Source organism: Micromonospora sp. WMMD734 (genome assembly GCF_049178975.1).
GTDB lineage: Bacteria > Actinomycetota > Actinomycetes > Mycobacteriales > Micromonosporaceae > Micromonospora > Micromonospora wenchangensis.
The window spans coordinates 5,980,760-6,005,218 of sequence record NZ_JBMHMK010000001.1 but is presented as its reverse complement, the minus strand read 5'-3'; the positions used below and the strand labels follow the sequence as shown (position 1 = coordinate 6,005,218).

The following is a 24,459-nucleotide window of genomic DNA, read 5'->3' as shown; positions in this document are numbered from 1 at the left end:
GCGGATGACCAGGCTGCTGCGCCACGCCCCGGGAGGTGCCCAGGGGCGGCCGGAAGGGGGTCAGTTGCAGGTGGTGCCGTTGAGCGTGAAGGGTGCCGGCGTGGTGGGCGAGCCGCTGGCGGTGAAGCCGAAGCTGACCGCGCCGTTGGTCGGGATGCTGGCGTTGTGGCTCTCGTTGCCCACCGTGACCGCCGCGCCGGTCTGCTGGAAGACGCCGTTCCAGTGGCCCTGGACCAGCTGGCTGCCGGGGAAGGTCCAGCCGAGCGACCAGCCGTTGACGGCCGGGCCGTCGTTGTAGACGGTGACGCTGACGTTGAAGCCGGTGTTCCAGGAGTTGGTCACCACGTACGACACCCGGCAGGTGCTCGCGAGGGTGGTCGCCGGTCGGATGTCGCCGTAGTCGTCCCGGGCGGTGGCGAAGTCCTGGAAGCCGAAGCCGGGACCGGCCGACCGGGTGGTGGTGCCGGCGGCGAGGACGGTGCCGTTGGCGTTGACCGAGTAGACCGGTCCGCCGCTGTCGCCGCCCCGGGCCGACTCGTCGCCGTCGAGCTGGGTGGCCTCGACCAGGTCCTCGATGTCGTCGTAGTGGAAGTCGACCCGCAGGTTGCAGACCGGTCCGCCGATCTCACCGGCCGAGGTGTACCCCGACTGGCAGAGCAGCTGACCGGGGAAGACCTCGGTCCAGCCGGTCACCTGGGCGCGTACCTCGTCGTTCTGCCCACCGACATAGATGTGGCTGCCCGGCGACGAGGTCGAGACCAGCATGGTGTCGTGGTCGTCGTTGCTGGCGACCCCGTAGCCGATCAGCGTGCCGCTGTTGGTGTTCGTGTTCCAGCCGACGTGCCAGGGCTGACCGATCGGGCCGCAGTGTTCCGCGGTGAGCAGGTAGCCCACGTTGGTCGTCTGGTTGCGGACGCCGAAGCCGGCGGTGCAGCCGTACGTGGTCAGCCCGATGCCGATCCCGCCGTCGTACGGCGCGGAGTCGTTGTAGCGGGACCGCTCGACCATCCGCTCGCGCACCACGGTCCGGGTGCTGACCCCGGTCGCCGGCAGCTTCGGCTGCTTCGCGCCGGCCTTCGGGTCGACGGCGACCTCGATCCCGGAACCGTCGGTACGCAGCCGGACGGCGTGGGTGGCGTCGTTCGGGTCGGCGGCCACCACGGGGGCGAGCTTCGCCGCCGCCTTCTTCAACTCGGTACGGGAGTAGGTGGCACCGGCGACCTCCACCGGGGCGGTACGGCGTGCGGTCGCCACCGCCGCCGCGACGTCACCGGGCAGGGTGCCCTTCCACCAGAGGGTGACGTGGTCGTCCACCAGGCCGATGCCGGCGTAGCCACGCGGCGCGCCGGCCTCGACGGCGGTGCGCACGACGTTGGCCGCGTCGACCAGCGGGGCCTGGGCGAGCATCCGGTCCCGGGTCTGCGCCGGGATCACGTCGAGGATGGAGCGGTCGTTCTCGGCCGTCGGCGACGTCGCCGACGCACCGAACGGCTGGCTGGGGGCGGCGTTGGAGGGTGCCGTCAGCGGACCGACCACCACCGTGGCGCCGAGGAGCACGCCGGCGACCACCGAGCGGCGGGTCGCGTTCCAGGTTTGCGTCATGACCATGAGTCAAGTGATTGCGCCGCCCCGGGAACAGGCAGAAGCATCGGCAAGAATCGGCCACGAGGGTGGCGACGCCCACACCCGCGTCGACCACGACGCCTCCGGTCACCAGGACGCCGGCCGGGCCCGGAGCTGGTGGCTCCGGCCCGGCCGGCGGGGGTGGGGTGCGCCCGCCGTCAGGCGGTGGTGCAGGAGATGTTGCCGGGCGCGGTGCTGCTGCTGCCGTTGACCAGGAACCCGAAGGTGGTCGAGGCGTTCGGGCCGACGGAGCCGTTGTAGGAGGCGTTGCGGATGCTGACCGTGCCGCTGGTGCCGGTGTTGCTGCCGTTCCAGACGTTGGCGATGGTCTGCCCGCCGGCCAGCGTCAACTGCACGGTCCAGCCGGTGATGGCGGTGGAGCCGGTGTTGGCCACCACCACCTCACCCTGGAAGCCGCCGGTCCAGCTGCTGACCGTGCGGTACGTCGCGGTGCAGCCGCCCGGCTGCCCGGTCGGCGGCGGCGTGGTCGGCGGAGCGGTGGTCGGTGGGGTGGTCGGCGGCGTGGTGGGCGGGGTGGTCGGGGCCGTCGTCGGCGGGGTGGTGGGCGGCGGGGTCGAGGTCCCCGGGACCGTGGTGGAGGCCGAGTTGAGCGCGTTGAGCACGGCGGTGTACGCCGGCTTCGGGTTGCTGCTGCGGTCGAACAGCAGCGGGTTCTCGCTGCCCCGCCAGGAGTCGCTGTCCCGGATGCCCCAGGTGGTGATGCCGACGCAGCGCGGGACGTTCATGCACGCCTGGGTCAGGCCCTGGTACTGGCTGGTCGAGGCGTTGGTGACGTCGGCCTCGGTCAGCGCCACGTCCACCCCGAGGGCGGCGAAGCTGGACAGCGTGGTCTGGAAGTTGCTCGGCAGCGAGCTGCCCCCGGTGAAGTGGGTCTGCAGACCGACGCAGTCGATCGGCACGCCGCGCGCCTTGAAGTCCTTGATCATGTTGTAGACGCCCTGCGTCTTGGCGTACGTCCAGTTCTCGATGTTGTAGTCGTTGTAGCAGAGCTTCACCGACGGGTCGGCGGCCCGCGCGGTGCGGAACGCCACCTCGATCCAGTCGTTGCCGGTGGACTGGAGGTTGGAGGAGCGGCGGGTGCCGTTCTCGGCGTACGCCTCGTTCACCACGTCCCAGGCGTAGAGCTTGCCCTTGTAGTGGGCCATCACGCCGTTGATGTGGCTGATCATCGCCTGCCGCAGCGCGCTGCCGCTCAGGCTGCCCCAGAACCTCGGCTGCTGGGCGTGCCAGGCCAGGGTGTGGCCCCGGAACCGCATGCCACGCTGGGTGGCCCAGTTGTAGATCGCGTCACCCCTGCTGAAGTCGAACTGCCCGGGGTTGGGCTCGGTCGCGTCGGGCTTCATCTCGTTGACGGCCGTCATCATGTCGAACTCGCGGCTGGCGATGTTCAGGAAGCCGGAGTCGCTGAGCCGGTCCGACCCCATCGCGGCCCCGAAGTACCTGCCGCTGCGTTCGGCGGCGGCCTTCAGCGTGGTCCCGGGCGGTCCGCTGAGGTCGGCGTGGGCCAGGGTCGCCACGGCCATCGACGACACGGTGATCGCCAGGGCGCAGGCGCCGCCCAGCAGCAGCCGGCTGGCCCTCCTGGTACGGCGTTGCGGTCGAGCGGGTACGTCGTTCATCTGTGCGTTTCCTCCTCGGTGTTCCGTCCGGTCACCGCCGGACGGGCACGCGACCGGTCGACCGCTCGTGGGATCGACGACCGGGACACCGCGCCTGCGGCGGGACCAGCACGTCACAGGGGGGCCGGCCGGGGTCGCCCGGCCGCGCCTCATCGGTGACCACCGGTCGGCTGCCCGGTCCGTCCGGTGGATGGCGAACACTCCGCGTCCTACGCCCGTGCGGGGTGACGCTGCCCTGTGGCGATGCTATATCGAATGGATTCGATCTGCGACAGGTGTCGCCCTCAACCGGTACGGGCCCGCCGGGCCGCCAGCTCCGTACGGTTACGGACGCCGAGCTTGCGGAAGATGTTGCCCAGGTGGAACTCGATCGTCTTCACCGAGACGAACAGCCGCTGGGCCGCCTCCCGGTTGCTGAGCCCGTTGGCGATCGCGGTGGCGACCCGGGCCTCGGCCTCGGTCAGCGTCGACTCCCCGGCCGGCACCGGGAACGGCGGATCGGCGACCAGCGGGGGCACCGCACCCGGCGGGGTCGTACCGAGGGACCGCAGATCCCGCATCACCAGCGTGAGCATCCCGGCGGCGCCGGTGCGGGCATACCCCGCGCACGCCTGCTCCAGCAACCGGGCCGCCTCGCCCCGCCGGCCGGCCCGCCCGTGGTGCACGCCCAGCAGCCAGGCCACCCGGGCGGCGAGCAACTGCTCGACCGGGCGGGTCAGCAGGTCCACCGCCGCCGTCAGGGTCGCCGTGGTGGCCGGGCCCGGGTCGAGGATCCAGGCCCGCCACGCCGGCAGCACCGGTCCACCCGGCCAGGAGGCCGGCGGGTCGTCGACCCCGGCGAGCAGGTCACCGGCCAGCCGGGACCGGCCGGCGAGGGCGTGGTGGGTGGCCAACTCCCATCGGTGCTCGTACTGGAGACCGGCGGTCGCCCCGACGTCCCTGGCCACCACGAGTTCGAGCAGCCCGGCCCAGGTCTCCCGGTCACCCCGGGCGAACGCCAGCGCGGCCGTGCACTCGGGCAGGTGGCGGGCCACCCAGGCCGAACCGACCTGTGCCGCCAGCTCGCGGGCCTGGTCCAGGTGGACGGCGGCATCGTCCAGGTCACCGCGCAGCGCGTCGCACTTGGCCAGCCAGGAGGTCGCCTCGGCCTGCACGTCGGGGGTGCCGCACTGCCCGGCCAACCGGGCCGCCTCCCGCAGCTCCGCCTGACCCCGGACCAGGTTGCCCGCCCAGCAGTCACCGACCCCGACCAGGGCGAGCAGCCGGGCCCGGTCGGCCGGCGGCAGGTCCAGGCCGGCGAGCAGCGGGGCGAACCGACGCGCCTCCTCCGGACGCATCAGCGTCATCACGGCGGTCAACGCGCACTCCACCAGCACCGGGTCGTCGCCGAAGGCATGCTCGTCGAAGATCCGGACGGCGGCGGCGAGGTGCTCCGGGCCCTCGGCCAGGCCGGCCCGGGTGGCCGCCGTCCCCGCCAGGGTGCGGTAGATCAGTGCGGTAGGCGCCGAGCCGCTCGCCTCGTGGGCCTCCCGCACCCGGGTCAGCAGCGGGAGCAACTGGTCGCTGTCTGCGGTGCGGGACAGCGTGAGGAAGGCCCGGAACAGCAGCCGCGCGGCCTCGTCCGGGTCGGCACGGTCGGCCGCCGACAGCAGGCGCTCGGCCGTGATCTCGGTGGACACCGGCTGAGCGTAGAACCCGGGGCCAACCCTGGGGATTTCCCTGGTGCCCAGGTCACCCCGGGCCACCCAGACTGCATGCACCTGCCGGTCCAGCCGGCCGGTGGGCGTTCGCGAACGGATAGAGGTAGCACCATGAAGCGCAGGACCGTGGAGATCGACACCATTCCCGCCGACGGGGTGGAGCTGGCCGACGACCAGCTCGCCCGGATGCTCGGTGGGCTGCCCCGCAACGGGGCGGGCTCGTCGAAGACCATCGACGACATCCCCGGCGGGGGTCGACCGGACACCGACACCGACTTCGACTGATCCGTCACCGTCGGCGATCCGGCCCACCGAGGGGCCGGACGTCGGCGGTCCCCCGCCCGGAGCACCCATGATCCTCATCCTGACCGCCCCCGACGACGTACACGCCGACGCGGCCGAGGTGGAGCTGGGCCGACGTGGCGTCAGCTGGGTCCGCTTCGACCCGGCCGACGTACCGTCCCGCGCCTCACTGTCGGTGACCATCCGGGACGGTCGGCTGACCCGTACCCTGGTCCGGCACGCCGGCCCGGGCGGGACCGTCGACCTCGACGCGGTGACCGCCGTCTGGTTCCGCCGGCCCGGCGTCCCGGTCGCCCCGCCCCACCTGGGGGAACCCCACGCCGGCTTCGTGGTTCAGGAGAGCCGGCAGTTCGTCGGCGACGTCTGGGAGACCCTCGACGTGCCGGCGCTGCCCGCCGCCCGACCGGTGGTGCTGCGGGCCCAGCAGAAGGTCCGCCAGCTCCAGCTCGCCCTGCGCCTCGGCTTCGACGTGCCGGCGACCGCCGTCGGCAACGATCCCCGCGACGTGCTCGACCTGTTCTCGCACACCGGCGGCCGGATGATCACCAAGCAGGTCGGGCTGACCAGCCTCCGCGACGAGCTGATGCGCTTCACCGAACCGGTCACCCACCGCGACGTCGGCCACGTCGACGGGGTACGCCACTGCCCCCTCATCGCGCAGGAACGGGTGCCCAAGCGGGTCGAGCTGCGGGTCACCGTCGTCGGCGACCGGGTCTTCACCGCCGCCATCGACTCCCAGCGGTCCAACCACGCCCGGCACGACTGGCGTCGCGAGGACGACCGGAACACCCCGCTGAGCCGCTACGACCTGCCCGCCGACGTCGCCGCCAGGTGCAAGGCGCTGACCCGCGCGCTCGGCCTGCGCTACAGCGCCCTCGACCTGATCGTCACCCCCGACGGCCGGTACGTCTACATCGAGATCAACCCCACCGGCCAGTACCTGTGGGTGGAGGAGGAGACCGGGCTGCCCATCACCGCCGCCGTGGTCGACCTGCTCACCACGCCCGCCCCCACCAACGGAGCCACCACGTGACCACCCTGGACCCGGTCCTGCTCGACGCCGCCGTCACCCTGGTACGGGAGCTGACCGTCGACCGCGCCGGCCTGCCTGAGGCCCGCCGACGCCTCACCCCGCTGCGGGAACGCTGGCCCGGTGCCGATCCGGCGGTCGTGCGCGACGAGGAGGTGGCCGACGGGTCGGTCGCCTTCGACGTGCTGCTGCGCGAACCGGCCGGCACGGTCTCCGTGGCGTACAGTCCGACGCCGGCCCTGCCGTGGCCGCTGCGCGGGGCGGTCCGGCACTCCGACCACCACCTCGCCCGGGTGGGCACCCGCACGCTGCGGGTGGGCGAGGCGCTCACCGCCCTGGACTTCCTCTGGTACGACCACGAGGTGCTCGCCCGGCTGGTCGACACCGGCCTGGTCGCCGAGGAGCTGGAGCAGCACCCGGTCGAGGTCGACGACGACGAGCTCCAGGCGGCGGCCGACGCGTACCGCCGGGCCAAGGGGCTGCTCGACGCCGAGTCGACCGCGCGGTGGCTCGCCGACCGGGGGCTCACCGCCGAGGACTTCGCCGACCTGATCGCGCACACCGTGGCGGTCGCCCGGCTCCGGGCCCGGGTGGTGGGTGACCGGCTGCCGGAGTGGTTCGCCGCGCACCGGTCCACGTTCGACCGGCTCCTGATCGCCTGGACCGCCGAGGGGACGCCCCCCGCCGACCGCGCGACGGCGCTCGCGGCGGTGGCCGACGCCGTCCGTGCCGGCCGGGCCGCCGGCACCCTGCGGGCGGTGGCGGTCGCGGCCCCGCCGGAGCTGCGCGACGCCACCGGGCCGGTGCCGACCACCATCGCCGGTACGGCGGTGACGGCGGTGGTGGTCGACCGCGAGCCGGCCGTCCTCGACGACGACACCCGGGCGCTGGTCGAGCGGGCCATGTTCGACGAGTGGCTGGCGCAGCGGCGGGCCGGCACCGACGTCGAGTGGTTCTGGCTGCCCCGGGACCGGACGACCCGGGTCCGGTGACCGTCCGGCGACGGGTGCCGGTGGTGCTCCAGGTCGCCGCCACCGACTGTGGGCCCAGCGCGCTGGCCATGCTGCTCGCCGCCCACGGCCGGGCGGTCCCGGCGTCGTACCTGCGGGCCCGGCTCGACGTCGGCCGGGACGGCCTGAGCCTGCGCGACCTGCGTGACGAGGCGCAGCAGCACGGGCTGCGTTGCCGGGCGATCGCCCTGCCGGCGCTGCGCGTGGACGCCACCCGGCTGCGGGAGCTGCCGATGCCGCTGCTGGCCCACTGGAACGGCGACCACTACCTGGTGGTCGAGCGGATCGGCCGCCGGGGCGTCGACGTGGTCGACCCGGCCGTGGGTCGCCGACGGCTCTCCCCCGCCCAGTTCTGCGCCGGCACCACCGGGGTGGTGCTGCTGGCCACGGCCGATGGTCCCGCCCCACCGGCACCGGCGGCACCGTCACCGGTGCGCGACCTGCTGGTACCGGTGCTACGCCGGCACACCGGGTTGCTCGCGCTGTTGGCGGCGACCTCGGTGCTGCTCACCGCGACCGGCCTGGCCGTGCCGTGGGCGACTGCCGCGCTCATCGACGCCGTCGCGCCCCCGGCGGCGACCTGGCTCGCCGCCGTCGCCGCGCTGGCCCTGCTCACCGGGGCGTTGTCCCTGGCCCGTGGCCTGACCGTGACCAGCCTGCAACGGCGCATCGGCAGCCGGCTCGGCACCGAGACGGTGCACCGGCTGTTCGACGTGGTCTACCGGTACTTCCACCGCCGGTCGGCCGGCGACCTGGTCGACCGGGTCCGGGCGGTGGCCGGCGTCCGGGACCTGCTGGCGTCGGCGCTGGTCGCCACCGCGCTGGACGGGCTGCTGGTGGTCGGCTACCTGGCCGTGGTGACCGTGCTGTCACCGGTGCTGGGGCTGGTGGCCGCCGCCGTGATCGCGGTGCAGGCGGGCACGGCGCTGTGGGTGGGCCGCCGCTCCGGCGCGCTGCAACGGGAGGAACTGCTCGCCTCCGGTGAGGAGGCGGCCCGGCTCTCCGAGGCGGTGCAGGGCATGGCGGCGATCCGGGTCGCCGGGGCCCAGCAGCGGGTACGGCAGCGCTGGCAGGAGTCGTTCGACCGGGGTGTGTCGGCGGCGCACCGGCTGGCCCGGCTGGCGGCGGTCGCGGACGCGCTGCTCGCCGCCTGGTCGATGGCGTGCCCGGTGCTGATGCTGCTGGTCGCGGTCCGGCAGGCGGACTCGCCGGGCCGGGCCGCCGGCCTGTCCGCGCTCGCGGTCGCCGCGATCACCCCGGCGGTCGCGCTGGCCCAGCGGCTACCGTCGTTCACCCTGCTCGCCCCCACCATGGACCGGCTGGCCGACATCGTGGACGCCCCGGTCGAGCAGCCCACCCCGGGTCTGCCCGCGCCCCGGCTGACCGGGCTGGTCACCCTGACCGGGGTGGGTTTCCGGTACGACCGGCGGTCGCCCTGGGCGCTGCGCGACGTCACCGCCGTGATCCGGCCCGGCAGCAAGGTGGCGGTGGTGGGCGGCTCGGGCAGCGGCAAGAGCACCCTGGTCGGCCTGCTGACCGGCCTGTACGCCCCGACCGAGGGGCGCATCCACGTCGACGGCCACGACCTCGCCACGCTGGACCTGTCCTCGGTGCGCCGGCAGATCGGGGTGGTCCTGCAGGAGACCTACCTCGGCGCGGGCACCCTGCGCGAGGCGTTGACGCTGTCCCGCCCGGACGCCTCCGACGCGGCCGTCGACCGGGCGGTCCGGCTGGCCGTGCTGCACGACGACGTGGCGGCCCTGCCGATGGGGCTGCACACCCACCTCGGCGACGGTGGCGTCGGCCTGTCCGGCGGGCAACGGCAGCGGGTCGCGCTGGCCCGCGCGCTGCTGGCCGACCCGGCCCTGCTCATCCTGGACGAGGCGACCAGCGCGCTGGACACGGTGACCGAGGCGACGGTCGAGGCGAACCTGCGGACGCTGCCGGTGACCCGGTTGGTGATCGCGCACCGGCTCTCGACGGTCGCGGACGCCGACCTGGTCCTGGTGCTCGACCGGGGGCGGCTGGTGGAGAGCGGGCCGCCGGGGGTGCTGTTGGCCGCCGGAGGGCCGTTCGCCCGGCTGGCCGGTGTGCCCGCCGCCGGGCGGTCGTGGCCCGACCCGGTCCGCTGAGCCGGTCACGGCGCGTGCGGGACGGCGGCGAACTCGACGAGGTCGAGGCGGCCGTGGGTGGCCACGTAGCGGGTGAGTGAGGTGTTGGCGACCGGGGTGGTGGCGAGGATCGCGTCGAGGTCGGCGAACGACAGCCCCTCCAGGACGTGCCGGGCGGCGACGACCACGGCGTCGTGGGCCACCAGCCACACCCGGCGGCCGGCGTGCCGGCGGTGCAGATCGGCCAGGGTGGCGCGGACGCGGGCGGCGACGTCGTCGAACGTCTCGCCGCCGGGTGGCCGGTAGGCGTAGGGGCCGTCGGTGGCGAGCCGGGCCGCCTCGGCGGGGAACCGCTCGGCGATCATGAGCGGGGTCAGGAGTTCCAGCTCGCCCATGAGCCGGTCGACCAGCCGCCCGTCGAGGTCGACCGGGGTGACGCCGAGGGTGGCCGTGGTGTCCGCCACCCGGGCCCAGGTCTGCCGGGCCCGCCGGTACGGGGAGCAGACCACGTGGTCGGGATGCCGGTCGGCGGGCTGTGCGGCGAGCCAGCGGCCGAGCCTGGTGGCCTGTCGCCGGCCCGACGGCGACAGCGGGATGTCGGCGTCGCTCCCGGTGAGCCCGTGGGTGGCGACGCCCCGCGCGTGGGCCTCGGCGAACGCGACGTTGGCGACGCTCTGCCCGTGCCGGACGATGGTCAACTCCGCGACGGTGTCCATGGTTCCACTGTGCGGCAGCGGCCGGCGCGGGGCGACGCCCGGCGACGCGGGCCGGGACGCGGGGTGACGCGGCGCTGTCGGGCCGGGGGCGGGGGGCGGCACACGGCGGCTCGCCAGCCCCGACGCCCCGACCGGACACGTTTCCGAAAGTTTTCCGAAAGTCGTTGACGCGTTCGAAATGCCGCTGCAATACTCCGATTCACAGCGACATCCACACATCTCGATTGATTCCCGCGCCCCAGGTATCACCGCCCTCAGGAGGACCTGCGCATGATCCCCAGTACCGGTGGCCCCGGCCGCCCGTCCCGTTCCCGAGCCGCCCGCCTGACCGTCCGGTTGGCGGTGCTCGCCACCACCGTGGCGCTGGGCGCCGTCGGCGTCGCGGTCTCCGCCACCCCGTCCAGCGCCGCCGCCTGCAACGGCTACGTCGGCCTCACCTTCGACGACGGGCCGACCGGCAGCACCAACGCGCTGCTGAACGTGCTGCGCGCCAACAACGTCCGGGCGACCATGTTCAACGTCGGGCAGAACGTGCAGGGCAACCCGTCCGCCGCCCGGGCCCAGGTCGACGCCGGCATGTGGATCGGCAACCACAGCTGGAACCACGCGCACATGACCTCGATGGGTCAGAGCCAGATGCAGTCCGACCTCTCCCAGACCAACTCGGCGATCCAGTCGGCGACCGGCGTACGGCCGCAGTTGTTCCGCCCGCCCTACGGCGAGACCAACTCGACCCTCCAGTCGGTCGCCTCGTCGCTCGGCATGCGCCAGGTGATCTGGGACGTCGACTCCCAGGACTGGAACGGCGCGAGCGTCAGCCAGATCGTCTCCAACGCCGGCCGGCTCCAGAACGGCCAGGTGATCCTGATGCACGACGGCATCCAGAACACCCGCGACGCGATTGGGCAGATCATGGCCAACCTGAACAGCCGTGGCCTGTGCCCGGGCATGATCTCGCCGAGCACCGGCCGGGCGGTGGCCCCGGACGGCACCCCGCCGACCAATCCCCCGACCACCCCGCCCACCGGCACGCCGACCACCCCGCCGGCCGGTGGGACGTGCACCGCGACGGCGACGTACCCGAACGTGTGGGGCGACCGGTACAACACCTCGGTGACGGTCCAGGGCGGCAGCAACTGGACGGTGGTGGTGGCGCTGACCGCACCGCAGAAGGTCAACACCACCTGGAACGGCACGCCCAGCTGGGACAGCTCCGGTTACGTGATGACGATGCGCTCCAACGGCAGCGGCAACACCTTCGGCTTCACCACGATGATGAACGGCAACAGCAGCGCCAGGCCGCAGATCCGGTCCTGCACCGCGAGCTGATCACTGCTGGCCGCCACGGCCGGCCGGGCCACCGCAGGTCCGTCCTCCCGGACCGGGCCCTCCCCGATGCGTCCCCGCATCCGGGGAGGGCTCCCCGCGTGGCCGGCCCCGGACCCGCGCATCACGGACACCTCGACGACCGGGCGTCGGGACCGATCGGACATCGAACCCACCTGATCGTCCGCAAAGGAGTAAATGGCCTCGTCAGGGTCGGCCGCCCATGCGATCCTTCCTCTGCGGACGCCTGTCAGGTCGACCGTCGTCGTCACGGGGAGGACCGGCATGCGTGCCCTCGCACGCGCCACTCGGCGCTTGTTGTCAACAGCCACGGCCCTCGCGGTCGGTTGCGGGTCGGTGCTCGGCGCGAGCGCCGCCCCGGCCGCCGCGGATGTCGGCGGGCCGACCGCACTGATCACCGCCGGCCAGGCGTGCGCCCCGCAGGCACCGGGGCCCTACCTGAGCCCGGAGCGCCTCAACGACGCCCACGCCGTCACGCTCCAGGGCTCCTGGACCGGTGCGCCCCAGAGCGCCGATCCGCAGGCCGACTTCCAGGTGTGGGACGTCACCAGGCCCGAGGAGCCGCAGCAGTGGCGCGACGGGGTCGACAGGCGCAACAACCGGGTCTACATCCAGCTTGAGGACCCTGCCCGCCAACTCGACGGCGTCACGTACGCGTGGCGGGTCCGCGTCCTCGACGGCGCGACCACGTCACCGTGGAGCGACACCTGCCACTTCACGATCGACCGCAGCGGCGGTCCGGCGGCGGTGGTCGCCTCGACCAGGTACCCGTCCGGAGACTGGGAGGACGCCAGCGGCGCGGTCGGTACGGCCGGGGAGTTCACCTTCACCTCGGCCTCCACCGACACCGTGGACTACCGCTACCTGTTCTACTCCGGGGAGACCGGTGGCGACGACGACTACTCGACGGTGCCGGCGACGGGCCTCGGCGGCCCGGCGACGGTCTCCTGGACGCCGAAGGGCGCCGGCCACCACTCGGTGACCGTGTACGCCGTCGACCGCGCCGGCAACTGGTCCGACCGGACGGTGTACGAGTTCTGGGTACGGGAGACCCGGCCGTCCGTCTTCTCCAGCGCGTATCCGGACTGGGGCACCAACCTGGACTACGGTGTCGGCGTACCCGGAGCATTCGAGTTCACCGCCAACGTCCAGGGCACGGCGTCGTTCGCCTGGCGTATCGACGCCGGCGGCCCCTCCGGCACGGTCGCGGCCGACGCCGCAGGCAGGGCCGTCGCGATGGTCGCCCCGACCCGGGCCGGCCGCCAGACGCTGTACGTGCGCAGCGTCACCGGCGACGGCACGACGCACCCGGAGCGGGCCTACACGTTCGTCGTCGACAACGCGCCCAGGGTGACCGGTGACGTCGACCGGAGCGTCGTCGTCGGATCGTCACTCCGGTTCCACCTGGCCCCACGGATGCCCGACGTCGGGTCCTACCTCTACTGGCGTCGCGACCACAGCGGCAACGAGCCCGACCAGAAGACCGTCCTGCCGGCGGGTGCGGACGGCACCGCTGACCTGACCTGGACCGCCACCAACGAGAACATGGACACCCAGGCGCTGCTGGTACAGAGCCGCAGCGCCGACGGCACCCTGTCGGAGCCCCGGTACGTCTCCGTCTCCGTCCAGGACGGCCATCCGTACGTGACCCGCAGCGGCGGCGATGTGCTGGGTTCGACGGCCAGCTTCACGGCACGCACCGAGATGGCGAACGCCACGGAGTACGAGGTTCTCCTCAACGGCGACCCCGCCACCCGTCAGGTGCTCCCGGCCGAAGCCGACGGCACTGTCGCATTCCGGTACACGCTCACCAGGCGCGGCTACACCTACGTCACCGTGGTCGCCCGGAACGCTGCCGGTGTGCGGACGGGCGAGGGTGGCACCTCCTGGTCGGTCACCGACTCGCCGGTGGTCGTCTCCACCGACTTCCCCTCGTCGGGCTCCGGCAGGATCGCGCCGGGCACCTTCACCTTCACGCCCCGACAGCCCGGCGCGGTGAAGTACGTGTACCAGGTCGCCGGCACCGAGAACACCGTCACGGCGGCGGCGGACGGCACGGCGACGATCACCTGGACGCCGCCGGACTCCGGTTACCACACGCTCTACGTGCGGAGCCGGACCGTGGACGGTGTCGACTCGTTGCAGTCCCTCTACTCCTTCTACGTGGCACCCGACCCACTCACCGTGACGTCGGTGTCGCCGTCCTCGGTCGCCACCGGCGGCGTGCGGACGATCACCCTCACCGGCACCGGCTTCCAGCAGGAGGACCGGGTCACGGTCACCCCGACGGGCGGCGCGGCGCTGACCGCGTCGGTGCGGAGCGTGTCCCCCGACCACCGGACCCTCACCGCCGAGGTGGACCTGACGTCCGCCGTCGCGGGCAGGGCGTCCGTCTCGGTGCGGCCCAACGACTGGAGTGACGCGGTCTCGCTCGCCGACGCGTTCACGATCACCGGTGCACCGGCCATCCGGCCGGTGACCGCGCCGGCCGTCATCGGCCTGGTGGCGGTGGGGGCGACGGTCCGCGCCTCGACCGGGCAGTGGAGTCCGGCCGCCACGGCGTACACCTATCAGTGGGCGGCCGACGGCACCGCGATCGGCGGGGCGACCGGGGCCACCTATCGGGTCCCGGCGTCCCGGCTGGGCGAGCGGCTGACCGTGACGGTCACCGCAATCAGGCCCGGCTACTCGCCGACGCCGGCGACGTCGAAGGCCACCGGGCCGGTCACCGAGGGTGCGGTGCGCGGGCCGCGGTAGAGCCGACCACCACCGACGCGGTGGCCGAAACTATCGGTTCACACAATCGAAACTACCGGTTGAACAACCCGGAGTTGTGTGTCAGCCTAATAGGCATCGATCAATGTGAACGTTAACGGGATCCCGCCTGTCCCGACGACCCCGCCCGGTAACCGCGTCGTCGCCACCGTCCGCCGCCGATCAGGCAGCCCGAGCCGACCCACCTCCGGTCGGACGACACCGGGCGGGCGAACCCGGCACAGGACCAGGCCCGCCGTCACCCACCACCACCCACCACCACCAGGAGGTACCGACAGTGCGAGGACACGCACCGCACTCCCCGCCCCCGGCGCAGCCCCGACCCGCCCGGGTCTCCCCCCGCCGGCGGGGAAGGCTCGTCACGCTCGCCGCCGCCGGGATCGCCGCCGCCGTCGTCGGGTTGTTCACCATGACGGTGACGACCGGGACCGCGTCGGCCGCCGACAACCCGTACCAGCGGGGCCCCGACCCCACCCGGAGCAGCGTCGCGTCGGTGAACGGCCCGTTCGCCAACACCTCGGTCGCCGTCCCGACCGGGTACGGCTTCAACGGCGGCCGGATCTACTACCCGACCGACACCAGCCAGGGCACCTTCGGCGCGATCGCCATCTCGCCCGGCTACACCGCACTGTTCTCCGTCGAGCTGGCCTGGATGGGGCCGTGGCTGGCCTCGCACGGCTTCGTGGTGATCGGCATCGAGACCAACAGCCGTAACGACTTCGACACCGCCCGGGGCACCCAGTTGCTCGCCGCGCTGGACTACCTGGTGCAGCAGAGCCCGGTCCGGGACCGGATCGACCCCAACCGGCTGGCCGTCTCCGGTCACTCGATGGGTGGCGGCGGAGCGCTCAGCGCGGCCATCCGTCGTCCGGCGTTGAAGGCGGCGGTCGGCATCGCGCCGTACTCGCCGTCGTCGAACCTGGCCAACGACCGGGTGCCCACGATGGTCTTCGCCGGCCAGGCCGACACGGTGGTCACCCCGTCCTACGCCACCGGCCTCTACAACAGCCTGCCGGCCACCACGGAGAGCGCCTACCTGGAGGTCGCGGGGGCCGACCACGGGTTCATGGTCGGCCGCTCCAACCCGGTGCTGATCCGGACCATGCTGCCGTTCCTCAAGATGTTCGTCGACAACGACGCCCGGTACAGCCAGTTCCTCTGCCCGCTGGCGGACAACAACGGCGTGGTCAGCTACCGCAGCACCTGCCCGCTGCTGCCGACGACGCCGACCACCCCGCCGCCGACGCCGTCGGACACCCCACCCCCGACCCCGTCCCAGACGCCGACCAGCAACCCGCCCGGTGCAGCCAGCCTGATCGTCGGCGCACAGTCCAACAGGTGCCTCGACGTGCCCAACGCCTCCCACGCCAACGGCACCCGGGTGCAGTTGTGGGACTGCAACCGGCAGGCCAACCAGGCGTGGACGTACACCTCCGGCAGACAACTGCGGGTGTACGGCGACATGTGCCTGGACGCGGCCGGCTCCGGCAACGGCGCGGCGGTCCAGATCTACGGCTGCCACAGCCAGACCAACCAGCAGTGGAACGTGAATGCCAACGGCACCATCAGCAGCGTGCAGTCCGGGCGGTGCCTGGACGTCTGGAGCACCGCCAACGGGGCGCAGGTCCAGCTGTACGACTGTCACGGTCAGACCAACCAGCGGTTCACCCTGACGCCCCTGACCTGACGCTGCGCCCGACCGGCACGCGGGCCGGGCCGGTGTCTCCCGTACGCCGGGAGGCACCGGCCCGGGCCCGGTGACGTACGCCGGGCAGGTGACTTCTGTTCGGATCGGCCGTTCGCTGCGCTAATCGACGTTGGCGGGACAAGCCGTGTCCGGTTTGCGAGGCTTATCGGGTGCGGAGGGATGATCCCGCGCCACACCCGACAGCCGGGGGTCGGCGTCTGGTGGCCCGTGATCCCGGGGCCATCGGCGATGTGAGCTGGGTCGAGCTCTTCGTCGATCTGCTCTTCGTGTTCGCGTTCCTGGCCGTCACCACGCTGATGGCCGAGCATTTCAGCCCGCTCGGGTTGGTCCAGGGCGTGCTCGTGATGCTCCTTCTCTGGCACTGCTGGACCCCGTGTGTCTGGCTCGGCAACGTGGTGCACCTCGACCGGGGGATCATGCCCCCGATCATGCTCGGCATCGCCGCCGCCCTGCTGGCGATCGGGGTCGCGATACCCGAGGGGTTCACCGACCGGGCCGGCGGGCTGCCCGGCCCCATGGTGCTGATCTGCGGATATCTGCTGATCCGGGCGACCGCCATGGTCGTCCTCACGTTCGTCAGCCACCGGGGTGAGGGCGGACGGCCGTCGGTGGTCGCCGCCTGGTTGATCTTCATCGCCGGTGGGCTGATGCTGCTCGCCTCCTACCTGGTGCCGCCGCTGTTGCCGTCGATCGTCGACGCCGCCCTGGTGCAGGCTGTGCTGTTCGCGGGCGCTCTCGTGACCGACTCGCTCATCCTCGTGGTGGCCAGCAAGGGCGGCTGGCGGGTCGTCTCGCCGTGGCACTTCGCCGAACGGCACGCCCTGATCGTGCTCATCGCGCTCGGCGAGACGATCATCTCGATCGGTGCCAGCGAAGGGCTCGGGGTGGACCGCCCGGTGACCGCCCAACTCGCCGTCGGGGCGGTGCTGGGCATCAGCGTGGTCTTCGGACTGTGGTGGAGCTACTTCGACCTGGCCAAGTTGATCATCGAACGGGCCCTGCGGGCCAGCTCCGGGCGGGAGCGCGCCCGGGTCGGCCGGGACGTCTACAGCGGGTTTCACCTGCCCATGATCGGCGGGTTGATCTTCTTCGCGCTGGGCCTGAAGTACCTCAACACGCACGCCACCCCGAAGAGCACCAGGCCCTGGCCGTCGGCCGGCGTCGCCACCCTGTACGGCGGTGTGCTGCTCTATCTGGGCGCGCTCGTCGCGGTGGAGTGGCGGGCGGTCCGGCTGCTGGGTCGGGGTCCGCTGGTGGGGGTGGCGCTGCTGACGGCGCTACTGACGGTGGTCGGACGGCTGACCGCGGTGCAGGCGCTGGTGGTGCTCGTCGCCGCCGTCTGCACGATGCTGGTGCTGGACAACACCCTCTTCCGGCGCAAGCACCGGCAACTCCACGAGTCGGTCGAGGCGGAGAGCCTCCACGTCGGGACGGTCGACCCCCGGGAACTCTTCGTCGACCTCGTGTTCGTGTACGCCTTCATCGAGGTCACCGCCGTGATGAACCGGTTTCCCACCCTGCTCGGCCTGGCCCAGGGCATGATCCTGCTGGCGCTGCTGTGGTGGGCCTGGACGTCGTACACCTGGCTCGCCAACGCCGTGCGGCACGACAGCACGTTGGTGCGGCTGTGCACGGCGGGCATCATGACGGCGGTGCTGCTGATCGGGCTGGCGATCCCGCAGGCCTTCGTCCCCCTGCCCGGCAGCCTCCCCGGCCCGCTGCTGGTCGTCGGATGCTACATCGGCATCCAGCTCATGCAGGGGTTGATCTTCCGGCAGCTCGTCCGGGAGAACGCCGACCTGCGGGGCACCCGGACCCGGTTCGTCGCCATGACCGCCACCATCGCCATCCTGCTGGTGATCGCCGTCATCGAGGTGATCGCCCCCGACGCGGTCGCCCGGCACCCCGCCATCACGCTGCTCTGGGTGGCAGCGCTGCTCGTGCAGTACGGCGCCGGGTACTGGGCCGGTGGGCGGTTGTGGCGGATCAGGCTGGTCCGGCACTGGGCCGACCGGCACGCCCTGATCATCCTGATCGCCGTCGGCGAGGCGGTCCTCTCCGTCGGCATCTCCATCAACAACGTGCCGATCTCCGCTCCCACGCTCGTCGTCGTCGTCGCGTCGGTGGTGGCCCTCGGCACGATCTGGTGGAGCTACTTCACCGGGATCGACGCGGCCCGGATCGCCCTCGGGGCCTACGAGGGGGACCGTCGGGTCCGCGCCGCGCGCGACGCGTACACCTACCTGCACCTGCCGATGATGGCCGGGATCGTCCTGGTCGCCTACGGCCTGCACCAGACCCTGGCCGCGTCCCAGGAACGGCACAGCGCCCTGCTGGGCCACTACATGCTGTTCTTCGGGGTGGCGCTGTACCTGTTCGGCAACCAGATGTTCTGGCTGCGGATCTTCCGGACGGTCAGCCCCCACCGGCTCATCGGCGCGGGGGTGGTCACCGTCCTCGCGCCGGTGACCGTCGCGCTGCCGGCCGTCGTCTCACTGGTGCTGCTGACCGTCCTCGGCGTCGTCTTCGCCGTCGTCGAGGCGGTGCAGGAGGGCGACCCACGGACCCGGCGGCCCGCCCGGACGTGATCCGGGCGGGCCGCCGGTGCCGGGCTCAGCCGGCGGTGCAGGGACCGCCGTTGAGCATGAAGCTGGTCGGCGGCGCGTTGCTGGCGTTCCAGCTGCCCTGGATGCCGAAGCTGACCGAGCCGTTCGCCGGGACGACGCGGTTCCAGTCGACGTTGCGGGCCGTCACCGTGGCCCCGCTCTGGCTGGTCGTCGCGTTCCACGCGGAGGTGATCCGCTGGTCGCCCCGGAAGCCGAAGGTGAGCGTCCAGCCGTCCACCGGCGTGGTCGCGGTGTTCTGGACCGTCACGACGGTGACGAACCCGCCCTGCCACTCGGACTGGTTCTGGTAGGTCACCCGGCAGGTGGGTGGCGGCGGCATCGGCGTCGTCGGCGGGGTGGGCGTGGTCGGCGCGTAGACCGTGTTGGAGGCGATCGAGACGTTGCCGGCCGCGTCCCGGGCCCGCACGTAGAACTGGTACCGCAGCGGCGTCGACGGCGGTGGGGGCGGCGGGAGCGCGATCGTGTGCGTCGTCGTCGGCACCGTGGCGACCAGGAACGAGGTGAACCAGCCGTCGAAGCGGTAGACGTTGTAGCCGCTCACCCCGACGTCGTCGGTCGACGGCGACCAGGAGAGCGTGGCGGTCGAGTCGGTCACGTCCCCGATGGTCAGGTTCTGCGGCGCGCTCGGCGGGGTGATGTCCGGCCCGGTGTCGGTGACCGGGGTGACCACGGTGACCGGCTCCGACGCCAGCGAGCGGTGCCCGACGACGTCCCGGGCCGAGACCCGGAACGAGTACTGCCGGCCCGGGCTGATGTAGCTGGTGATCGTGGTGGTGGTGACGGTGCCGACGCTCGCCGACATGACGACGTCGTCGAACGGGCTGTAGTACGTGATGTCGTAGCCGGCGATGGCGCAGCAGCCGGGCGTCGCGGCCGTCCAGGTGAGGGTGACCGAATTCGTGCGGACCTGGCTGGCGGCGACGTTCGTGGGCACGCCCGGTGGGAAGGGCGAGGTGTTCGGCGTGCCCGGCGGCGTGGTGGGCGGCGCGCTCGGCGGCGGCGTGGCCGCTCCCGTCAGGGGCACCACGGCACCGGCCGGCGCGGGCGCGACCGCGGGGAGTGCACCGGCGGCCGGTGCGGGCAGCGCCGTGGTGCCGGCGATGGCGGCGGGCACGGCGATCGCCCCCGTGCCGAGCACGGCGATCGACGAGACGACGGTGGCGAGCAGGCCGGGCCGCACCCGGCGGCGCAACGCGGACGAACGGACCCCTGACATGCGTCCACCGTGCGGCAATAAATCGATGCTTGTCAACGGCTTGCATCATCCGGTGTGCGGTTACGGCCCACCGCGACCCGACCGTTCCGACCCCGGGCCGCGCGACCGGCCGTCCCGTGCCGACGGCTGGCGTCACCCGCCGACCCGGTGGCGTAGCGCACCGCCACGGACGCGTAGACGCACGGTGTTACCTTGAGGCCGTCCACTGACGACGGTTGGGGGTTGGCATGGCGGAGACCGCCGGGCGGGTGCTGCCGGTCTACCTGGTGGCGGACGAGTCCGTCTCCATGACGCCGGTGGTGGGTGAGCTGAACGCCGGGCTCCAGTCGCTGCACGACGCCCTGCTGCGCGAGCCCCTCGCGGCGGCCAAGGTCAGGTTCTCGATCATCGGCTTCTCCGAGGACGTGATCGTCCACTCGGCCCTGTCCGACCTGCGCAACGAAACGTCACTCCCGCAGCTGTCGGTGCGGGCCGGGACCGCCTACGGCGTCGCGTTCAGCCTGCTGATCGACCGGATCCCGGCCGACGTGCGGGCGCTCAAGCGGGAGGGCTTCGCGGTGCACCGGCCGGCGGTGTTCTTCCTCAGCGACGGGCAGCCCACCGACCCCGGCCAGTGGGAGCCGGTCTACGCCGAGTTGACCGACCGGGAGCGCACCCCGACCGCGCCGAACATCATCGCGTGTGGCATCGGCGAGGCCCGCGCCGAGACGATCCTGCACGTGGCGACCAGGCCGGAGTTCGCGTTCGTGGCCACGCCCGGGGTCGAGGTGGGGTTCGCGATCGCCGAGTTCTGCACCGCCCTGACCCGCAGCGTCATCAGGTCCGGGCAGGCCGTCGGGGGTGACACCGCAGAGCTGGTCGTGGAGCGGCCGGACAGCTTCCGGATGGCCGTGGACGTGGTGTGAGCTTCGACTGGACGCCGCCGCTGATCGGGGTGCCGGGGCCGGAGTCGCCGGCCCTCGCCCCGCAGACACAGCCGTACCGGCCGGACACCGTGGCCGACGGCTGGGCGGCTGCCGGTTTCGCGGTACGGGCGGCCTCCGTACGCGGGCCCGGCCACCGGGCGTCCGGGGTGCCCCGCCAGGATGACTTCGCGCTGGCCACGGCGGCCGGTTCGGTGATCGCGGTGGTGGCCGACGGGGTCTCCAACGCCCCGCTGTCCCACCTGGGCGCGACCATGGTGTGCCGGACGGTCGTCGACTACCTGCTGCGCGCCGACGACCCCGTCGACTGGCACGACCTGCTGCGCTGCGCCGGCTGGGCACTTGTCGAATACGCCGGGCGGCAACTGGGCGAGACCGATCCGCAGCGGGCCGAGACGCTGCTGGCCAGCACCGTGGTGGTCGCCCTGGTCCGGCCGGACGGCCCCGGACGGGCGCTCGCCCACCTGGTCCGGGTCGGCGACTCGGCCGCCTGGCGGCTGCGCGACGGCTGTTGGGAGCTGCTGTTCACCGACCCGGCCGACCCGCAGGACGAACTGCTCCCGGACGGCGTCGCCGCCCTGCCCCGGGTGCCCGCCGAGGTCGACCCGGTGACGGTGACGCTCACCGCGGACGACGTGCTGGTGCTGGCCACCGACGGCTTCGCCGAGCCGCTCGGGCACGGCACCGGGGAGCTGGGGCGGCTGTTCGGCGACGCGCTGACCACGCCGCCCGCGATGACCCGACTCGCCTGGATGCTCGACTTCACCGGCGGATCGTGGGACGACGACCGCACCGTGCTGGCCGTCTGGCCGGTGCCGCCCGAGCCGTCGTGACCGGCCCGCTGCCGCCCGAGGTGAGCCTGTCCGCCCTCGGCCCGCGTACCCGGATCGGCACCGGCGGCCAGGGCACCGTCTACGCCCTCACCGAGGACCCCCGGTGGGTCTACAAGGAGTACGCGACCCGGTTCGTCGACGACGTCGACGTCACCACGCTCAACCGCTTCGTCAGGCTCGCCGCCGCGGCCGGACCGGATGCGGAGACACTGCTCGGTCTCGCCGCCTGGCCCACCGCGATCGTCCGCAAGGAGGGCGTGGTCCGGGGGTTCCTGATGCCCCGGGTACCCGACCGGTTCCGGGTCCGCATCCAACTGCCGCGCGGGCCGGACACCGTCCTGGCCCAGGTGCAGTACCTGTTGAACAGCGACGACTACCTGCTCGACCGTGGGCTGCACATCGACGACCGGACGCGCCTGGAACTGCTGCGCGACACCGGCGAGGCGTTGACCCTGCTGCACCGGCTCGGCATCTGCGTCGGCGACCTGTCACCGAACAACCTGCTGTTCAGCCTCGACTCCCGGCCCCGGTGCTACTTCATCGACTGCGACGCGATGCGGCTGGACGGCGACTCGGTGCTGGCGCAGGCCGAGACCCCCGAGTGGCACGTGCCGGACGCGGACGCCGAGGAACTGGCCACCCCCGCCACCGACGCGTACAAGTTCGGGCTCCTCGCGGTGCGCCTGTTCGCCGGTGACCAGCAGACCCGGGACCCGCAGGCGGCCCGGACCCGGCTCGACCGGCAACTGGTCACCCTCGCCGCCCGGAGCCTGGACCCCGCCCCGCACCTGCGGCCCGCACCGCAGCAGTGGTCGGACGCCCTGGAGCGGAGCATCCGCCGCACCCCGCCGACGGCACCGCCGCAACGGGCCGCTGCTGCCCCGACCGGTCCGGAGCCGACCCGCCCGGACGCCGTCCGCGCCGACCCGGTACGCCGCGTCGTCCCCGCCCCTGCGGTGGTCGGCCCCCGGCAGGCCGGCCGGGGTTGGGCTCTGCTCGGCGCGGCGCTGGCCGCAGTCGCGGTGGTGGCCGGCCTGCTCAGCGCCAACGACGACACCTCGAACCCGCCCTACCGGGCCGGGTCGGGCCTGCCGACGGGACTGGTGCGGCAGCCGTCCTACCCCCCGCTGCCGACGGGGATCCCGGGTCTGACCCGGCCCACCGGCGGCCCGGCGGGGGTGACCGGATATCCCGGCCTGCCCATGCCGACCCGGTTCGACCTGGAAAGGATCCTTCCGCTGACCCGGCCCTGCATCCTCAGCGAGGTCAAGGTGGGACCCGGTCTGAACCGGACGTCCGCCAGGATGAAGTCCTCGGTCGCCGCCGTCCGTGGCTTCCTGTGCGGGATCAACATCGACTCACCAGGCCTGGAGGACCGGAGCCGGACCCAGTTCACCCGGGCCGCCACCCTGACGAAGAACGGCCCGTTCCCCGTGGCGACGATCATCGGCATCCGCACCGCGACCGACGGCAACCCTCAGGTCAACGTGGTGTTCGACCCGGAGGGTGTCGGCTCGTCGTCCGGCTGCTGGCGCTCCCGACTGTCGCTCGTCACCGACGACGACGGGTACGGTGTCGGCTCGCTCTCCGCGCCCGTCCGGTCGTACTGCCCGTGACCGCTGGCACCCTTGTGCAGCAGGTCGTTGACGGCGGCAGCGGTCGACGGTGACAGCGGACGCCCCTGCTCGACCGGGAAACCCAGCTCGGCGACCAGGCCGCGGTGCCGCAGGTCGACTGTCGCCTCCACGATGTCGGCGAACAGGCCCGCCGCCGACCGGGCCCGCCACCAGGAGACGACACCGAGGACCACGCCGATCGCCGCCGCCGGCCACCACCACGGGGTCAGCGCGAGGTAGAGCACCGCCCAGCCGGCCGAGGCGACGGCCCGGTCGAGCCGGTCGCGCGCCTGCGTCACGTCGGTGCGCCCCTCAGGGGTGAGCAGCAGCCACAGTCGCGGCCAGATCAGGCCCAGACGGAGCCCGTACTGTGCGGCCACCCGGTCGTCGGCGAGCCGGATCCGGTCGCCGATCCAGGTGGGTCGGTCGGGCAGGTACACCGCCGGAACCACCCGTCCCCGGGCGGTCCACCGGCGCACGGCGGCGGCACGGCGGCGGGCGGTCAGCCCGGTCGCGAGCCGGCCGGCCGGCCCGGCCCAGGCACCCAGCCAGACGTGGCGGACGACCCTGCCGGCCGCCTGGGCGCAGCCGGCCGCCGCTACGGCGGCCACGACGACGAGCACCCCCACCACCAGCGCCAGGCCGACCCGCTCCCGCAGGTGGTCGACCGCGTCGGCTGCGGCGAGCGCCGCCCCGGGTACGTCGAAGACGGCATGACGCCCCGGCAGCACGGCGAAGGCGGCCACCGCGAGCCACAGCAGGGCCGGCCCGAGCGCCCGGGTCAGCCAACGGTCGTTGATCCGCCGCCCGACCTCGCCCAGCAGCACCTCGATCATGGCTCGGGCCGGTATGTCATCGCCGTGTCGGCCAGCGCGCAGTGCGGCACCCGGCCCCGGTCGTCCCGGTGGGCCCGGCGCGAGCAGCGGTGCAGCGGGCAGCGGTAGTCGCCGTCGAGCACCACCGGCGCGAGACCCTCCAGCCGGGCGCCCTCGGCGTGGTCCGACGGGCCGACGCTGCGCTCGGGCTCGGTCTCGGTCTCGGCCATCCAACCGAGCTGCCGGCAGACCTCCACCACCGGCCTGCCGGCGGCCAGTTCGTCGAGCAGGTCGTCGAGCAGGTCGCTCCACGCCCCCGCCTCCGCCCGCTCGCGCAGGGTCGGCACGGCGGCGCACAACGAGGCCAGCAGGCGGCGTTGCTCCATGTACGACACTCCCGTCGGTTGACGCCCGAGCCGCCGTCGAATCTACTGAATCCGTGCCATCGTCCGGGCGGTCCATCGAT

The 24,459-nt window shown here is 73.1% G+C and carries 17 protein-coding genes; 11 read left to right on the top strand and 6 right to left on the bottom strand.

Annotated features, from left to right (window positions below):
* Positions 1-60: 60 nt before the first annotated feature.
* The 3 genes from ACN267_RS26045 to ACN267_RS26035 all read right to left on the bottom strand — a co-directional run bounded on the left by ACN267_RS26045 (position 61) and on the right by ACN267_RS26035 (position 4,942).
* A complete protein-coding gene (locus tag ACN267_RS26045; RefSeq protein WP_421489863.1) occupies positions 61-1,602 on the bottom strand; it encodes a cellulose binding domain-containing protein in 1,542 nt (513 codons plus the stop codon).
* A gap of 179 nt (positions 1,603-1,781) precedes the next feature.
* Positions 1,782-3,263, bottom strand: a complete 1,482-nt coding sequence (locus tag ACN267_RS26040) for an endo-1,4-beta-xylanase (protein ID WP_421489862.1) — start codon at positions 3,261-3,263, stop codon at positions 1,782-1,784.
* A 284-nt stretch (positions 3,264-3,547) separates the two neighbouring features.
* Positions 3,548-4,942: a LuxR family transcriptional regulator gene (locus ACN267_RS26035; protein ID WP_281902106.1), complete on the bottom strand. Its 1,395-nt coding sequence runs from the start codon at positions 4,940-4,942 to the stop codon at positions 3,548-3,550.
* 132 nt (positions 4,943-5,074) lie between these two features.
* Between ACN267_RS26035 and ACN267_RS26030 the strand changes: the two genes are divergently transcribed.
* The 4 genes from ACN267_RS26030 (at position 5,075) to ACN267_RS26015 (ending at position 9,438) form a co-directional block, all read left to right on the top strand.
* Positions 5,075-5,248, top strand: coding sequence for a putative ATP-grasp target RiPP (locus ACN267_RS26030; protein WP_144081550.1), 174 nt, complete (start codon positions 5,075-5,077; stop codon positions 5,246-5,248).
* A 67-nt stretch (positions 5,249-5,315) separates the two neighbouring features.
* Entirely contained in the window at positions 5,316-6,299 is a 984-nt protein-coding gene (locus tag ACN267_RS26025; protein WP_421489861.1) for an MvdC/MvdD family ATP grasp protein, read from the top strand.
* A complete protein-coding gene (locus ACN267_RS26020; protein WP_421489860.1) occupies positions 6,296-7,288 on the top strand; it encodes a TIGR04500 family putative peptide maturation system protein in 993 nt (330 codons plus the stop codon). The genes ACN267_RS26025 and ACN267_RS26020 overlap by 4 nt, the downstream gene beginning before the upstream one ends.
* The gene (locus ACN267_RS26015) at positions 7,285-9,438 is read left to right on the top strand and encodes a peptidase domain-containing ABC transporter (RefSeq protein ID WP_421489859.1); all 2,154 of its coding nucleotides are present in this window, start codon (positions 7,285-7,287) and stop codon (positions 9,436-9,438) included. The genes ACN267_RS26020 and ACN267_RS26015 overlap by 4 nt, the downstream gene beginning before the upstream one ends.
* Positions 9,439-9,443: 5 nt before the next feature.
* On the opposite strand, the gene ACN267_RS26010 is transcribed toward ACN267_RS26015, so the two are convergent.
* Complete coding sequence (locus tag ACN267_RS26010; protein WP_421489858.1) at positions 9,444-10,133, bottom strand: histidine phosphatase family protein; 690 nt, start codon at positions 10,131-10,133, stop codon at positions 9,444-9,446.
* A 270-nt stretch (positions 10,134-10,403) separates the two neighbouring features.
* On the opposite strand from ACN267_RS26010, the gene ACN267_RS26005 reads away from it, so the two are divergent.
* The 4 genes from ACN267_RS26005 (at position 10,404) to ACN267_RS25990 (ending at position 18,551) form a co-directional block, all read left to right on the top strand.
* The gene (locus tag ACN267_RS26005) at positions 10,404-11,462 is read left to right on the top strand and encodes a polysaccharide deacetylase family protein (protein WP_204961825.1); all 1,059 of its coding nucleotides are present in this window, start codon (positions 10,404-10,406) and stop codon (positions 11,460-11,462) included.
* Between the two features lie 315 nt (positions 11,463-11,777).
* The gene (locus tag ACN267_RS26000) at positions 11,778-14,237 is read left to right on the top strand and encodes an IPT/TIG domain-containing protein (protein WP_421489857.1); all 2,460 of its coding nucleotides are present in this window, start codon (positions 11,778-11,780) and stop codon (positions 14,235-14,237) included.
* 295 nt (positions 14,238-14,532) lie between these two features.
* Positions 14,533-15,942, top strand: coding sequence for a ricin-type beta-trefoil lectin domain protein (locus ACN267_RS25995; protein WP_204961827.1), 1,410 nt, complete (start codon positions 14,533-14,535; stop codon positions 15,940-15,942).
* Between the two features lie 251 nt (positions 15,943-16,193).
* Positions 16,194-18,551 (top strand): low temperature requirement protein A, encoded by a 2,358-nt coding sequence (locus tag ACN267_RS25990; RefSeq protein ID WP_421489856.1) that lies wholly within the window; start codon positions 16,194-16,196, stop codon positions 18,549-18,551.
* Between the two features lie 25 nt (positions 18,552-18,576).
* Here ACN267_RS25990 and ACN267_RS25985 read toward each other — a convergent pair whose 3' ends face one another.
* The gene (locus ACN267_RS25985) at positions 18,577-19,806 is read right to left on the bottom strand and encodes a cellulose binding domain-containing protein (protein ID WP_204961829.1); all 1,230 of its coding nucleotides are present in this window, start codon (positions 19,804-19,806) and stop codon (positions 18,577-18,579) included.
* A 227-nt stretch (positions 19,807-20,033) separates the two neighbouring features.
* Between ACN267_RS25985 and ACN267_RS25980 the strand changes: the two genes are divergently transcribed.
* Genes ACN267_RS25980 through ACN267_RS25970 form a run of 3 tightly spaced genes read left to right on the top strand, consistent with a single transcriptional unit; the run spans position 20,034 to position 23,178 of the window.
* Complete coding sequence (locus tag ACN267_RS25980; RefSeq protein ID WP_145922261.1) at positions 20,034-20,711, top strand: vWA domain-containing protein; 678 nt, start codon at positions 20,034-20,036, stop codon at positions 20,709-20,711.
* Positions 20,708-21,562, top strand: a complete 855-nt coding sequence (locus ACN267_RS25975; RefSeq protein WP_204961830.1) for a protein phosphatase 2C domain-containing protein — start codon at positions 20,708-20,710, stop codon at positions 21,560-21,562. Before ACN267_RS25980 ends, ACN267_RS25975 begins: the two co-directional genes overlap by 4 nt.
* Positions 21,559-23,178, top strand: a complete 1,620-nt coding sequence (locus ACN267_RS25970; protein WP_204961831.1) for a hypothetical protein — start codon at positions 21,559-21,561, stop codon at positions 23,176-23,178. Before ACN267_RS25975 ends, ACN267_RS25970 begins: the two co-directional genes overlap by 4 nt.
* Before the next feature lie 832 nt (positions 23,179-24,010).
* On the opposite strand, the gene ACN267_RS25965 is transcribed toward ACN267_RS25970, so the two are convergent.
* A complete protein-coding gene (locus tag ACN267_RS25965; RefSeq protein WP_204961832.1) occupies positions 24,011-24,379 on the bottom strand; it encodes a hypothetical protein in 369 nt (122 codons plus the stop codon).
* Positions 24,380-24,459: the final 80 nt, after the last annotated feature.

Coding starts and splice junctions, on each gene's coding strand:
- ACN267_RS26045 (WP_421489863.1), bottom strand. CDS start 1,602: ATGACGCAAACCTGGAACGCGACCCGCCGCTCGGTGGTCGCCGGCGTG.
- ACN267_RS26040 (WP_421489862.1), bottom strand. CDS start 3,263: ATGAACGACGTACCCGCTCGACCGCAACGCCGTACCAGGAGGGCCAGC.
- ACN267_RS26030 (WP_144081550.1), top strand. CDS start 5,075: ATGAAGCGCAGGACCGTGGAGATCGACACCATTCCCGCCGACGGGGTG.
- ACN267_RS26025 (WP_421489861.1), top strand. CDS start 5,316: ATGATCCTCATCCTGACCGCCCCCGACGACGTACACGCCGACGCGGCC.
- ACN267_RS26010 (WP_421489858.1), bottom strand. CDS start 10,133: ATGGACACCGTCGCGGAGTTGACCATCGTCCGGCACGGGCAGAGCGTC.
- ACN267_RS26005 (WP_204961825.1), top strand. CDS start 10,404: ATGATCCCCAGTACCGGTGGCCCCGGCCGCCCGTCCCGTTCCCGAGCC.
- ACN267_RS25985 (WP_204961829.1), bottom strand. CDS start 19,806: ATGTCAGGGGTCCGTTCGTCCGCGTTGCGCCGCCGGGTGCGGCCCGGC.
- ACN267_RS25980 (WP_145922261.1), top strand. CDS start 20,034: ATGGCGGAGACCGCCGGGCGGGTGCTGCCGGTCTACCTGGTGGCGGAC.
- ACN267_RS25965 (WP_204961832.1), bottom strand. CDS start 24,379: ATGGAGCAACGCCGCCTGCTGGCCTCGTTGTGCGCCGCCGTGCCGACC.